The organism is Alkalibacterium sp. 20 (genome assembly GCF_001885615.1).
Classification (GTDB): Bacteria; Bacillota; Bacilli; order Lactobacillales; family Carnobacteriaceae_A; genus Alkalibacterium.
The window spans coordinates 25314-39143 of sequence record NZ_LSRN01000029.1 but is presented as its reverse complement, the minus strand read 5'-3'; the positions used below and the strand labels follow the sequence as shown (position 1 = coordinate 39143).

The window sequence follows — 13830 nt, the reverse complement described above, 5'->3', positions numbered from 1 at the left end:
CTTCAATTAAATCTTCTAAGATACGAGGCGCTCCATACGTCCCTATGCTTTCATGAAAAAACTGTCTGATTTTTTGTTTAACTTTATCACGATACAGTTCGCGTTTTGTTGGTTCTCTATCTTTTAGTTTTAACCAGTTATAGTACCCACTTTTTGAAACACCAAGCACACTGCACATCCTCACTACCTAGAATTCATTATGGTGAGTTTCAATGAATAGAAAGATTATTCTTGGTTTTTTGTGAAGACATGCATAGCCTTTTTTAAGATCTCGTTTTCCTCTTTCAGTATTTCGATTTCTTTTTTGCGCTGTTTCAATGCTTCTTCATAGTCAGTAGGCGTATGGAATACCGTTTGTTCTCCGTCTTTGTGTTTTTTTCGACGGACTTTGTCCCACTTCTCTTTATCTTTATATTTAGCAAGCCAGTTTTTTATCGTTCCGACAGGAATTCCCAAATCTCGAGATAATTCAGTGACTTTTTTATTTTCTTCCACTACTAACCGACATACATATTCTTTATATTCATGTTCGTAATGCTTTGGCATAATGGACACATCCTTTATTTTATAGGCTAATTATACTCCAATTTATTGTGTCCACTATTAAGACTACCTCAATCCCGACCGCAAAATGACAGACTCATCATTCATTTCACACTGAGTTCGCCGATCCGATCTAGAAAAGGCAATAATGAAACCTCAGATAAAGCTTTGTCTGAGGTTATTGAACGGGTTTTGTCAGTGAACTGCTAAACCATACACTAATCATTCGGGAGACTATTGGCTACGCGTAACAAATAGTCTGACATCTTGAATTTTCGTTCGAGGCCTTTGGCATTCATGTAGCGCACTTTTCCGAAAACAGGACGCTCTTTCCAGCCGTGGTCGTGCTTACCGAAACACCAGGCGATGCCGGTGAAACTATTTGGGTCCCGGCCATCGAGATTGTATTTATTGTTCAGATATAGTGCTCTGGAATAGGCTTCTTCGGGCGACGGACTCCACTCGATGATCTTCTTGCCCCAGTACATTCGCATATAGCCGTGCATTTTACCTGTTTTCATCATTTCCGATTGTGCCGCATTCCAGTAGGGGTCGGCGGTGTCGGACGTTTCGAGTTCCTCAAGATTGTACACCGTTTCTCGCTCATCATCGGTATGGTTGGCCAGTGTTTCTTTGGCCCAGTCCGGTAGGCAGACATAGGAATCGTACTGGTCATTATAATAAACAAAATTCATACTCAATTCTCTGCGCACCACAAATTCCTCAATAAACGCCTTCTTATTCTCCGAAGCAGGCACGTCGGCCAGCTGCTCATACATGTATAAGGGAGAAATTTGACCGAAATGCAAGTATGGACTCATATCTGAAGTGATCGCCAGACCAGGCTGGTTTCTCTTTTCATCGTAATCGGGCAAGTTGTTTTCGATGAAATGGGACAAACGTTTTTTGGCTTGAGGCGTTCCACCTTTGATCCACTCCACTGCCGGGACGCTCTGGTCACAGTCTAACTCATCTATCAATGAAGAGATATCCGAGATATCCACTTTTTCATAAGGCAAGTCCAAATCGAGAGAAGCATGAACAACGTCCGTTTGGGGTAACGGTTCTGTATACGCATCGAGTTGTTTATGGATCTTACTGCGAATCGTACGTGCCGCATATTCTTCTTTATCAGAAGCGACTTCCACAGGGATGATGACATTCGTCTCGACTTGAATGAACGGACAGGAGACTGCATGCGCCACACGGTCACGCCACTCACGTTCGATACGTAAATACCCGCGGTCGACGATCAATAAAGCAGCATCTTCTGCCCAAGCGACCGCGCCTTTTTCTGGAGAAGTGAGCTGTACGATAAACGCTATACCACGTGCACTCAACTCTGCTTTCACGTCCTGCAGACCTTCGAGCATAAACGTGTAATGACGCGCATTCGCTTCAGGGAAATCGGCGGTCAAACCGAAATAAACGAGCAACGGTTTGTCCAGTTCGTTGGCCTGAGCGATAGCATACTCTAATGCGTGATTGTATTCAGTGCGCTGACTAGCTTGCATCCAATAGACGACATAAGGTTTGTCTGCCGTTTCATTCGGGTTTAAATTCTTGATTCGATCACTCATAGCGCTCTCCTTTTCGAATATGTAAGTGGATTTCAATAAATAAACTACTCCTTATTTAATGTCTAGAGACTCAAATAAGAAATAGCCAGGTTTAAATATATAAAATCAAACGTGAGATTCTTCAGGTAATTCTTCCGTAATACCATCCTTTTTGCCTAAACCGAATGTCAAAGCGTAACAGACTAAAGCAATCACCAGGGCGACAAACAGTTTGACAAAGGCATCTTCGATAGTTAAACCGCTCAGTGCATGGGTATTGGCGATCACTGCGATCGGTGAAGCGAGGACAAGGCCTAGAATTGAAGCGTAAGTGAAACTAGGGTAATTTTTAAAGAAGTAATCGATTACTTTGCTGATCAGGATGATCCCAACAACCATGCCGATGGCGTAGGCTAAAAGCAGCAGCGTAAAGGGAATCAATTCCGCAATATCAAAAGCGGCAAGAGAGCTGGTAAAGCCGTTTATCGTATAAACGACTGCGTAGTAATAACCCATGATCAGCATCAACAATGAACCGCTGATACCCGGAATGACCATCGCCGCAGCGGAAACGAGCCCGACAACGAAAAGAGCTAAGAGCGGACCCAAGCCTAGACTGATGGTTTCAGGACCCCCGTTTGAGATGTCGGCTACACCCATCCACGAAACGAGGAGGAAAAAGACGACAAAGAGCATGACATGCAGACTGTTCGCTTTTCGCTGTTCCTGTTTGAAGCTGTTTTTCAGTGACTGTGACAAGATCGGTAAGCCGCCGAGGATAAGTCCGACAAAGGCAAAAGCGGTGTACAGCGTGTGTTCAGCTAATAACCACTCAATGATCATGGAAAAACCAGCCACACCGATCAGTGCACCTACGATCAAGGGACCCAGGATACGCATGCTGACTTTGAATTCTTTTCTTACGTTTGTAAAGGCGTGAATGACATCATCATAGATGCCGAAAGATACGGCCATCGTTCCCCCGGAAACACCGGGAATGATATTTGAAATACCGATAAATAATCCTTTAATTGCTAACCATATATAATGCATAAGAATCTCCTTAAAAAATAATGATGACGTAACTGTTACATAGTTTACCATAGAATCTTGAATTTTTTCGTAAAAAAATGTGACCAGCTTCAGCTTAGTTAAAAACTAAATAAAGAGGTCACATTCCGGTTATTAATTCAATTTGTTTAGGCGTTTCCTTACTTCAGCAACAAAGCCTTTATCGGTTGTAATGATCAGTTCATCACCGGCAAAAAAGACAGTATCCTGGTGAGGCATAAATTCGTTGTCATGTCGTCTGATTTTTATTATGCGTGCACCAAACGGCAGCGTCAATTGTTTGGCCATCATACCGTCTAAATTAGAATCGACTTCAACATGAATCTCGATTTCAGCCACTTCACCTTCAAAGACGCGCGGTTTGCGGTTGACTTTACGGTAAAGTAACTCTTCATAGATCGGTCCGGAACCAACAAAGTCAGTAACGACATAGGAGACTAAACACACAACGGCTAAAGGCATAAGATGGGTCACCGTACCCGTCATTTCAGTGATAAGCATCACCGAGGTCATAGGTGCTTTAGTGACAGACGTTAAGAAACCTCCCATGGCGTAAATGATGAAACTGCGCAGGAAGATATCTTCGATCCCCGTAACCCATAACGCACCGTTACCGTATATGGCTCCGATCAACGCACCGAGACTCAATACGGGAATGAATATGCCACCCGGCAAACCAGAGCCGTAAGAAATTTGTGAAAAAATAAAACGGAAAACGAAGACGCCGATTAAAAACCAGAGCGTCGTGGAGCGGCCATTGATCATATTGATCACAGCGGTTCCGCCACCGAGCATGGTAGGAAAATAGAGTCCCACAGGAATGACCAGTAAAAAGGGAACAAACCCATATAGATACGGAGGTATAGGTAACATGCTGTAAAGCTTAGGCATGACAAGTAACACTTCTTTGTATAACCATCCGCCCAAGGCCAGTACGATGCCCATCAAGACGAGATGTCCATAGTGTTCCAGCGGAAACTGCAGCATCGAGCCTAAATTTAAAGCCGCTTCCACACCAAAGATTTGATAGGCTACAAAATTAGCTGTGATCGATGCAGAAAATGCAGTCAGAAGCAGGACACCCGAAAATTTATGATGCACTTCTTCCAAAATAAACATGATGCCTGAGACCGGCGCATTAAAGGCCGCCGACAAGCCAGCACTGGCTCCGGCGGAAATCAAAATGTTTTCTTGCGATCGATTCCCTTTTAAAAAGTGGTTCACGCCCTGACCGACAGCGCCACCTAACTGAATAGACGGACCTTCACGACCAAGTGCCAGGCCAGAACCGATAGCTAATGTGCCCCCAATAAACTTTCTCCAAATAATGGAAGACCAGTTGAGTTTAAGCGAGCCGTGCAGTTGCCCTTCAATATCCTGGATACCTGAACCACGAATATCCGGTTCATGCTTGATAAGCAAAGCAATAATAAAAGCAAAAAGCATCATCAAGGCAACCCAGCCAATGATCCAAATGGGGTTTTCGTTTAAAAATTGATAAATTTCGATTACCATGTCAAGCAGTATTTCAACCGATAAACGGAACAAACTGATAATAATACCAGCTAAAACACCAACGAGCATTCCTCTGGCAACATATGATATTTTTGACCAGTCAAATAGACGTAATGATTTCATAACACACTCCAACTTCATAAAAAAATTTATAAAGTTCATTTTATAGTATTATGGTGATAAAATATACAAGATTCTTACTTTTCTCATGAAATAATGAAATAAAATACATCTATTTATGAGAAAATAGAATATGGTATACTTGAAAAAACTTAATTGAATTGGTTTAATAGTATTTGATAAACTATATCTAAGTTTGTTCGCGTGACAGTTATCATATATCTGTTAACGATCAGTTTTTTTCGAGGAGGACGAATCTGATGGTATTGATGGGAGTAGAACTGACACTGCTGATATTTGATGCGTATTCATTGAAAGATAAGCGCAGTGTCATACAAAGCATCCTGAGACGCATTGAAAGTCGGCATCACTTATCTGTCGCTGAAGTGGATGAATTGGATATGCACAATAAAGCGGTGATCGGCATAGGGATCGTCGGGAATAACCGACAACTTTGCCGGCAGCGTCTGGAAGCTGCGCTGAAAGAAATCGAAGAAAATTATGAAGTGGAAATTTTGGAATTCGACTGGTTGGAAGTATAACGGAACAGAGTTCAAGCAAGGAATACTATTATATGAAAGGACGTTAGGATGACTAGTACAGAAGCAGACGTTAGTTTTATTAAATGGGACAAAAAAAATACAGAGCTGGTTGATTTGCTGAAAGGGTACACCAAAGCAGAACTCGTGGACCAGGCAGAAAGACAAGCGGTCGCGGTTAAAAAAAGTTGGAATAAAATTCAAATGGTGAATGTTTTAGCTGAAAACACGACCGAGCAGGCGGAAACGATTTATCACCCGATCCTTAAAGATGTACTGATACGTTTACCCGATCTAGAAACCAACATATACCGGGTGAAAACCTTGACCAATATCGAAGGCTTTATGCCATTGATCAAAAAAGGGTTCTTCTTTGTTGCCAAAGATGCTGACAGTATCTTGCTGCTTATACCTGAAGAAATTTTATTCAGTGTGAGAGATCGCCTGCCGTCAGATAATAAACTGGCCGAGGCAGTTTCATCCAGTGACAATAAAAAAGCCCAAATATTAAACAGCTGGAAAGAGAAAGCTATGGCTATATACGGGAACGTTTCACTCGAACACTTGAAAACGACCTGGAATCGTTACTTTGATGAGCCAGTTACAATAGAAGAAATAAAGGATTTACTTAATTAACGACAAACGAGGAGAAAAATTATGACAAGAATATTAATTGATTCAGGGATCGATCAGAACGACTTTATGAAAGAAACATATGATTATGACTTTTTACCATTGAGCGTCATTATCGACGAGCAAGATTACTTAGATCAAGTGGACATTTCACTAGAAGAAGTTCATGCACATATGGAAAAAGGAACCTTGCCTAAAACATCGCAAGTATCGCCTAAAACCATTATTGATGCGCTTAATAAAGCCCGTGACCTGGGAGAAGACGTCATATACATTGCCATTTACAGTCAATTTTCCGGCACGTATCAGGTAGCGCATACGATCGTTGAAAAGTATAAAGAAAAATTCCCTGATATGAACATTGCTGTGATCGATTCCAAAGGCGGTTCCGGAGGTGGCGCACTGCTGGCGCTTCAGGCGATGGAAATGGCAAAACGTGAAGAAGCATTTGGGACTATTGTGGAACAGACAAAATGGAATGCGGAACACATTCAGTATCATTTCACTTTGAATAATTTAATGTGGCTGGTCAAGGGCGGTCGGCTACCAAAAGTGGCGGGCACAGCCGGGGACGTGCTTAGCATCAAGCCCTATTTATCTGTAAATGAAACGGGGATCTATTTAAAGAAACTGGTTCGAGGTCAAGATCGTGTTTACAAACGGATGATCAGAGATATGACAAAAGGTGTCGGCTCGTTTACAAACCAGTTGATTACGATCAGTCACGTGAACGATTATGGTACGGCGCTGAAACTGGAAGCCATGGTGAAAGAAGCCCTGCCCGAAGCGTCTGTTCAGATTTTTGATATCGGAGCGGTACTCGCGACACATTTAGGTATCGGTGGCGTTGCGGTTTTTTATCTCGATCAGAAACCAGAGCATTACGTTTATATAGATGAATAATAGAGAAAACTTCCTGTTGTAAAAAACAGGAAGTTTTTTAATGTACAAAAAAGCATATCAGTTGTCGTTTAATGTTACCTTGGATATACTAAAGATGTTATAAATGTAAAAAAAAAAGAAAAGGAGTAGGATAATTATGGACAACGTAACAGATTCGTTTCAAAATGCACTAGCTAATTTCATTAACTTTTTACCCGAACTGTTAATGGGTTTAGCACTTATTGTTGTAGCTTGGATCGTCGCAACCTTAGTCAAAAAAGCTGTTGTTAAAGGTTTACAAACAATAAACCTGTCAACCAAACTGACGAAGTGGGGTGCAGCTAATGATCAAGAGCAAGGCGACTTCATGATTGAAGCACTTGGTAAAGTGGGTTATTTCTTAGTATGGGTCTTATTCTTACCAGGGATCTTTGCAATATTTGGACTAGATGCAATTGGTGCGCCAATTGAAAATATGCTAGATACTGCATTAGCATTCATACCAAATATCATTTCAGCTATTATTATCTTGGTTCTAGGATTCTATGCCGCTAAATTTGTTAAGAATCTCGTTTATAATATTGCTATTGCAGCAAATTTAGACAGATTTTTGAATAAATTCACTGGAGGGGATACAGATACATCGGCTGTCGAAGAAAACAAGAACACGTTAGCATCAGTACTTGCTAATATTGTTTACTTCCTAGTTATCGTACCGATCGTATTAGTGGCTCTTGATGTATTAAACATTCAAACGATTGCGCAACCTGTGAGTGATGTATTGAATACCATCCTGAGCGCTATACCAAATATTCTAGTAGCGGTCGTATTGCTAGCTGTTGGTATGGTCATAGCTAAATTTGTGGGAGACATGTTGACCGATTTACTCAAAGGAACAGGCTTCAACAAATATTCGTCATACTTGAACAAGTTGAGTAAGATGAATGTTGATTTAGCTAAATTAACTGGGCAAATCGTGGCTGTTTTGATTGGGTTATTCTTCTTAGTCGAAGCATTGAGTGCATTGAACTTAGATATGCTTAACACGATCGTTGCTTCAATTATCGCGTACTTGCCAAATGTATTATTTGCTGCAATTATTATCGGACTTGCATTCGTTGGAGGACAGATGCTAGCTTCAGGTATTAAGAGCGCTACTGGTAGCAAATTTGCTGGAGAACTAGTGAAGTACATTTTAATTGCCTTTGCTCTATTCATGGCATTAGACCAATTAAACTTTGCTTCTAACATCGTGAGTCTTGCTTTCTTATTCATTATTGGTGGTTTATCCGTAGCTTTCGCAATCTCATTTGGTTTAGGTGGACGCGACTTTGCTAGAAAACAATTAGAACGCGTAGACCAAAAAATCGATGAAGAAAGTGCAAAACCAAGTATGCCAAGAGATGATACACCCGCATTATAATAAGTGAACGCAGCAAAATTGAATAAATAAGAGAATCCGGAAGAGTGTGTTCAAACTCTTCCGGATTTTTCTGCATAATCGGGTGTTTTTTTTTCTGAACTGCCTGGAGTGGGTGAAGTTCGGTAAGTTCCTGAGCACAGGCTTTTTGAACTTACCGAACAACGCAAAAGTTCGACACTTTCAAGGACATTTAAGCAAGGAACCTACCGAATCAGCACGTGTTCGACAGGTTCCAGAAGAGTGCTGCAACGTAATAGCCGAAGGCACCCCAACTTCGGCTATTACGTTGCTATTGAAAGCATGTACTTACCGAAGTTGAACAAGTTCAGCACTTTCTAAGCTCAATGAATACGGAACTTACTGAACCACGGATCAACGTTACAAGTCAACCGGTATTCCCAGTACCCTGGACTAATATTCTTAGAAAAAGTAAACTGAATGATTTAAAAAAGAGAGACGAAAAGAAGGGGATATCTCTATCTGCCTATTTTCGTCTTTCTTTATCAATTGAATCTTACTTTTGGGTCACATTGAACATCTTTCTTACAATACTTTAACCAGCACAGCAAGATAATTTGGAAACATTGGTGTCAAATGCCAAGGCAGCTAGTTTTAATCCTTCAGACATCGTTAAATATGGCGCGAGTGTATCTTTTAAGTCGTCTATTGTGAGTCCAAACTTAACGGCTAAGGTTGCTGCATAAATGATTTCTCCTGCATTATCGGCAACCGCGTGAACACCTAATATCTTCAGGGTCTGTTTATCAGCTACAAGCTTAATGACTCCACTAGTATCATGATTGACAATAGCCCTAGGAATAGCGCTTAAAGGTAGAATCGACGTTTTCACTTCGTATCCTTTACTCTTAGCCTTTTTTTCAGTTAGACCGACTGAGGCAAAACCGGGCTGTGTAAATGTTACAGCTGGGACCACAGTTAGATCCATTTTTTTATTTAGTCCACCTATGGCATTATCTGCAGCGATGCCACCTTCGTAAGCAGCAACATAAACGAATTGAGGACCTAATGTGACATCACCAGCTGCATAAATTCTTTCATTACTTGTTTGAGCGAACGCATTTATTCTTATTTCATTACGTGAACCCACTTCAACCTTCGCAGCACTTAAATTCAATGCTTCAGTATTGGGTTTCCTTCCTGTACCGACCAGCAGTTGTTCAGATTCAATCATTCGTTTCTTTCCATCAACAGAAATGTAAACCTTAATTGTTTCCTTGTCTTGTTCCATGCGCTCGTATGTTGCTCCGGAAATGATCTCAATACCTTGTTCCGATAAAGAATTCTCCATTGATTCAGAAATCTCAGGATCATACTCTTTTAGAAGACGTTCGCTTCTCTGGATAAGAGTCACTTCTGTTCCCAAGTTATGAAACAGCTGTCCTAATTCTCTTCCGATATACCCTGATCCAATTACAGTTAGCCTTTTAGGTGATTTTCTTAAATCTAGAAGGGTTGTGCTGGTGAGATAATCTACCTCATCAATACCTTGAATATCGGGTATGAGGGGAGAAGCGCCTGTTGCAATCAAAAAGTGCTGGGCAGAAATTGACTTTCTGTTTACTTCAATGGTACTTTCATTGATAAACTTGGCTTCACCTTTGATTAAAGCAATACCATACTCATCAATTAAATCAAGGTATTTCTGGTTTCTTAAATCACTGACAAGGTGGTTTTTTTGATTCATCAATCGATTTAAATCCACGTCTCTCGCAGAAGTGTGCAAGCCTTCAAAAGGATTTGTGCCAGCTGATCGATTCATTTCTCCCGCTTTAAGGAGTGTTTTAGAAGGTACACACCCTGTATTGACACAAGTCCCGCCAACTGTTCCGCGTTCGATCATACCGACTTTCGCTCCGTAACCGACTGCCTTTATAGCTGCTGAAAAGGCTGCGCCGCCTGAACCGATAATAATAAGATCATAGTCCTCTTTATTTGCTGATGCGGTTGGCTTTTCATCAGATATATTTATTGTTTCACCACGATGATAATTTGTATTCTTGATGGCTTTTATCACATTCTCTATCGGATAATCGTCAGGCAATTCGATCAGCACTTCGCCCTTAGTATAATCAGCTTTGCTATTAATTGCCTCTGTAGTATTGATCGCCTTTTCTATATGGTTTTCACATGCTGAACAAGTCATTCCGGTAATTTGGATTTCAAATTTACTCATTTATTTTCCCCTCCATTTAATTATCTATTAGTGTATCAATTATAGGACAGTCGTATAGTTCTTTTTTATCGGGACATTTACAGCGTAATTCTTTCAGCAACTTTTCTATTTTTTTCAAATCTTCGATTCTTCTAACAATTTCTTCTTCTTTTTTTGAGACAAATTCAAACATATTTTCACAGCGGATAGTATCTTTATCCACAACACCTAGCAATTTGTATATTTCACTCAAAGAAAAATTCAAATCTTGTAGATGTTTAATGAATTTCACCCGTTTCACATTTCTCTCTGAGTAAATACGGTAGCCAGCGTCCGTTCGGTCAGGTTCTGGCAATAAACGTTTTTTTTCGTAATACCTGATTGTTTCCTTATTGACATGACATTTTTCCGAGAATGAACTGATACGGTAACTCATGCTATCACATCCTTTCTCTTATTATAAACCATGTACCTAACTACGTAGTCAAGCAATAAGTAATAAATTAGGAAAAAATTAAATTAGAGTACTTTTTCAAAAAAAAAAAACTTCCGTAAAGACCGCGAGATCCTTACAGAAGTATTGATTATTTGTTTTAATGAGTATTTCCTCTTTGCTTAAACGAACAACCAGTTAAAGACGCCGAAGAATAAAACGACACCAATAGCCAATGGAGCAACATATTTAGATAATCCAATGAAAGAAGGACCCATAGAGCCTTTATCTAAATCAGTGTGTTCCAGGATTTCTTTTTTCGTCCATGTCCAAGCAACGAAGACAACTGAAATCAAGGCACTCAAGGGCAACAGGATATTACCTGTAAACAAGTCCATGAAGTCTAAGAAACTGCTTCCTAACACTGTTATTTCGACAGCTCCTTGACTCAGTGAAGACGGGACACCTAGTAAGAAGATGACCGATCCTACAAGGACTGTGACCTTTTTACGCGACATGTTGAGTTTGCGCATAAAGTAAGCGACCGATACTTCCAATAATGAAATACCCGAGGACAAAGCTGCTAGTGAAAGTAGGATGAAGAATACTAAACCAACTATTGTTCCTGCACCACCTAAGGCTTCAAAAATAACCGGTAAGACGATGAAGACGAGTCCGGCACCTTCAGATGGATCTAGGCCGAAAGCGAAGAGAGCTGGGAAAATCATTAGTCCAGAAATCAACGCAAATCCTGTGTCCAACGCAATAATGATTGCGGCTGAAGAAGTTAAACGTTCTTCTGGTTTCAAATAACTGCTGTACGTCAACATAATACCCATGCCTAAACTTAATGTGAAGAAGGCTTGTCCCATAGCTGCCAGATAAACGCTTGGATCAGCAAATGCAGACCATTCAGGCTGGAACATAAACGCAAAGGCTTCGGCGTTACCACCTAAAGTCAAGCTGTAAATAGCTAACCCGATAACGAGGAAACTCAAGATGGGCATCATCCATTTACTTGAGGATTCGATTCCTTTTTGAACTCCCATGAATACGATCCCAACAGTTAAGGCCATAAACAAGAGCGACCATAAGACTGGTGCATAGGATTGTCCGATAAAGTTTAAGAAAAAGGATTGTGAATCGCCGGTAATTCCTCCTGTTAAATATTCAAAGGTATAACGAAGGGACCAGCCACCGATAACACCGTAAAAGGATAGAATCAAGAAGGCCGCCATGACACCTAAGCCACCGGCAATATACCAGGAAGACTTGGGTGCGATTTTTTTGAAGGCTTCGACCGCATCCGTCTGACCACGTTTACCGATTGAAAATTCGATCAACATGACTGGGAAGCCTAAAAGAATAACGCTGAGTAAATAAATAATTAAGAATGCTGAACCGCCGTTAGACCCCATTGCGTATGAAAATCGCCAAATGTTTCCGAGACCGACTGCCGACCCCATTGTTGCTAAAATGAACCCCCACCGAGAGCCCCACTGTTCTCTTTTCGTTTGCATTGTAATCACTCCTTGTTTTTTACATTAAAATTTGATTAGAATTTAATGATGTCCCCCATTCTATATGATTTATTCAGATAATACAAGAGTTATTTCAAAGAAAATAGATTGATCAAACAGGAGAAAAGGCTTTCTAAACGATAAATAAGAATTATTAACCGAAATACGTTAATTTAGTTACAAAAAAAGTTGGTTAAAAAGAGCGTTGGGCGGAGGAAACTAGTGTGAGTAGTTTTATTGTCACTAATTTTGAGAGAGTGTTGGATGTTAAATGAGTTGCTGAAAACAGCTATTAGATCTGAAAGTTAAATTGATTGGATTCATTCTAACCTTCCTCTAATTTAAAACGTTTCTAAACTAAGTGAAGGTTTCCACAATTTTTTTCTCCCGAATCGTCTTAAATCAGACACAGACAATTACGCTATTCTCTAGTATAATTATCATAATATAAATATATATAACATTTTTTTCTGTAACTTATTGATCAACCGAGGTTTCAGAGAGTAGGGGTACTAATGAAAAAACGTTTTATTTATGTGATTGATACACCGACAGAATCAAAAGAATTACTCGTTCGTGATGATGAATTAATTGAAAATGCCGACGGCGAAATAGATTGTCCATTGGATATAATCTTACACCGTTACCATATGGAATGGGATGACCTCATTAAAATGAATACAGCAACGGTCTCGTTGATGCAGGAAGATTTTCGTGAAAGAAAAATGATCCGCACCATTTCATTTGAAAACTTGTATTATTTTCATGACTAATAAATGAACCAGTATTCATACATAAGCTTTATTGCTTATAATACCTTGATCGCTTCAGTTACGTATCATCTTTCTTCATTTCTTATAACTCATCCACTTTGCAACATCAAATTTCCTATTATCTTCAATTTCCGCATCTTCCAATGGTTCATCTTCGACGTTTTTTCAGAATGAACTTCTTCGGCCTATTTAGTGTGCATAACGTTATCGTTTTGTGACTTGCCTCTTTTATAAATAAATCCGCACAGTATGTTTCTCTATTTATTATTAGAATTTTCATTATTGGTAGACGAATGAATCGTTTCCTTCAACTGAATAGCCAAGCTGATCCGGATCTTAAAGTACCAAATCTGCTTGGTCAGTGGGCGCTATTCTTTCTAACTAGCTATGGTTTATTTGTGTTGGATTGTATCATTCGGCATCATCAACTGACTCATCTTTATTAATTCAAACCCGAGCCGTTTCTTTAAAATGGAAGGTTTTAGCTAAACGATTAGTCCGATTCCTTTGCTCAGTATGTAAGCAGCATCTTTTTGCGCAAGAAACCCTCGAATGTTTAATAAGGTTGACTCATTATCATATCGAAGGAATGAATAAACAACGCTCGCAAGTGGCATTCTGTGTTACAATAAGAGTGGCATTTTTT

12 protein-coding genes are annotated in these 13830 nt (G+C 40.0%); 5 read left to right on the top strand and 7 right to left on the bottom strand.

All coding sequences use genetic code 11. The annotated features are described in order from the left end of the window. Positions 1-225: 225 nt before the first annotated feature. From AX762_RS05745 to AX762_RS05730, 4 genes are all read right to left on the bottom strand, one after another. A complete protein-coding gene (locus AX762_RS05745; RefSeq protein WP_071848203.1) occupies positions 226-546 on the bottom strand; it encodes a transposase in 321 nt (106 codons plus the stop codon). 215 nt (positions 547-761) lie between these two features. Next, positions 762-2123, bottom strand: coding sequence for a deoxyribodipyrimidine photo-lyase (phrB, locus tag AX762_RS05740; protein ID WP_071848202.1), 1362 nt, complete (start codon positions 2121-2123; stop codon positions 762-764). Positions 2124-2228: 105 nt separating this feature from the next. Further along, positions 2229-3155 (bottom strand): DUF368 domain-containing protein, encoded by a 927-nt coding sequence (locus tag AX762_RS05735; RefSeq protein ID WP_071848201.1) that lies wholly within the window; start codon positions 3153-3155, stop codon positions 2229-2231. A 132-nt stretch (positions 3156-3287) separates the two neighbouring features. Next, positions 3288-4811 carry a ClC family H(+)/Cl(-) exchange transporter gene (locus AX762_RS05730; protein ID WP_177244043.1) on the bottom strand — a complete coding sequence of 508 codons (1524 nt, stop codon included), beginning with the start codon at positions 4809-4811 and terminating at the stop codon, positions 3288-3290. Between the two features lie 257 nt (positions 4812-5068). Between AX762_RS05730 and AX762_RS05725 the strand changes: the two genes are divergently transcribed. The 4 genes from AX762_RS05725 to AX762_RS05710 all read left to right on the top strand — a co-directional run bounded on the left by AX762_RS05725 (position 5069) and on the right by AX762_RS05710 (position 8285). Continuing rightward, positions 5069-5350 (top strand): DUF503 domain-containing protein, encoded by a 282-nt coding sequence (locus AX762_RS05725; protein WP_071848200.1) that lies wholly within the window; start codon positions 5069-5071, stop codon positions 5348-5350. Positions 5351-5398: 48 nt separating this feature from the next. Next, a complete protein-coding gene (locus AX762_RS05720; RefSeq protein WP_071848199.1) occupies positions 5399-5983 on the top strand; it encodes a hypothetical protein in 585 nt (194 codons plus the stop codon). A 21-nt stretch (positions 5984-6004) separates the two neighbouring features. Beyond that, on the top strand, positions 6005-6883 hold the full coding sequence (locus AX762_RS05715) for a DegV family protein (protein ID WP_071848198.1): 879 nt from the start codon (positions 6005-6007) through the stop codon (positions 6881-6883). Positions 6884-7019: 136 nt separating this feature from the next. Continuing rightward, positions 7020-8285 carry a mechanosensitive ion channel gene (locus AX762_RS05710; protein ID WP_071848197.1) on the top strand — a complete coding sequence of 422 codons (1266 nt, stop codon included), beginning with the start codon at positions 7020-7022 and terminating at the stop codon, positions 8283-8285. Between the two features lie 553 nt (positions 8286-8838). Here the strand turns inward: AX762_RS05710 and merA are convergent. From merA to AX762_RS05695, 3 genes are all read right to left on the bottom strand, one after another. Further along, positions 8839-10479 (bottom strand): mercury(II) reductase, encoded by a 1641-nt coding sequence (gene merA / locus AX762_RS05705; protein WP_071848196.1) that lies wholly within the window; start codon positions 10477-10479, stop codon positions 8839-8841. A 16-nt stretch (positions 10480-10495) separates the two neighbouring features. Further along, positions 10496-10894, bottom strand: coding sequence for an Hg(II)-responsive transcriptional regulator (gene merR / locus AX762_RS05700; protein WP_071848195.1), 399 nt, complete (start codon positions 10892-10894; stop codon positions 10496-10498). Between the two features lie 179 nt (positions 10895-11073). After that, entirely contained in the window at positions 11074-12411 is a 1338-nt protein-coding gene (locus AX762_RS05695) for a sodium-dependent transporter (RefSeq protein WP_071848194.1), read from the bottom strand. Between the two features lie 515 nt (positions 12412-12926). Here AX762_RS05695 and AX762_RS05690 point away from each other — a divergent pair. Continuing rightward, a complete protein-coding gene (locus tag AX762_RS05690) occupies positions 12927-13184 on the top strand; it encodes a hypothetical protein (protein WP_071848193.1) in 258 nt (85 codons plus the stop codon). The last annotated feature ends 646 nt before the right edge of the window (positions 13185-13830 follow it).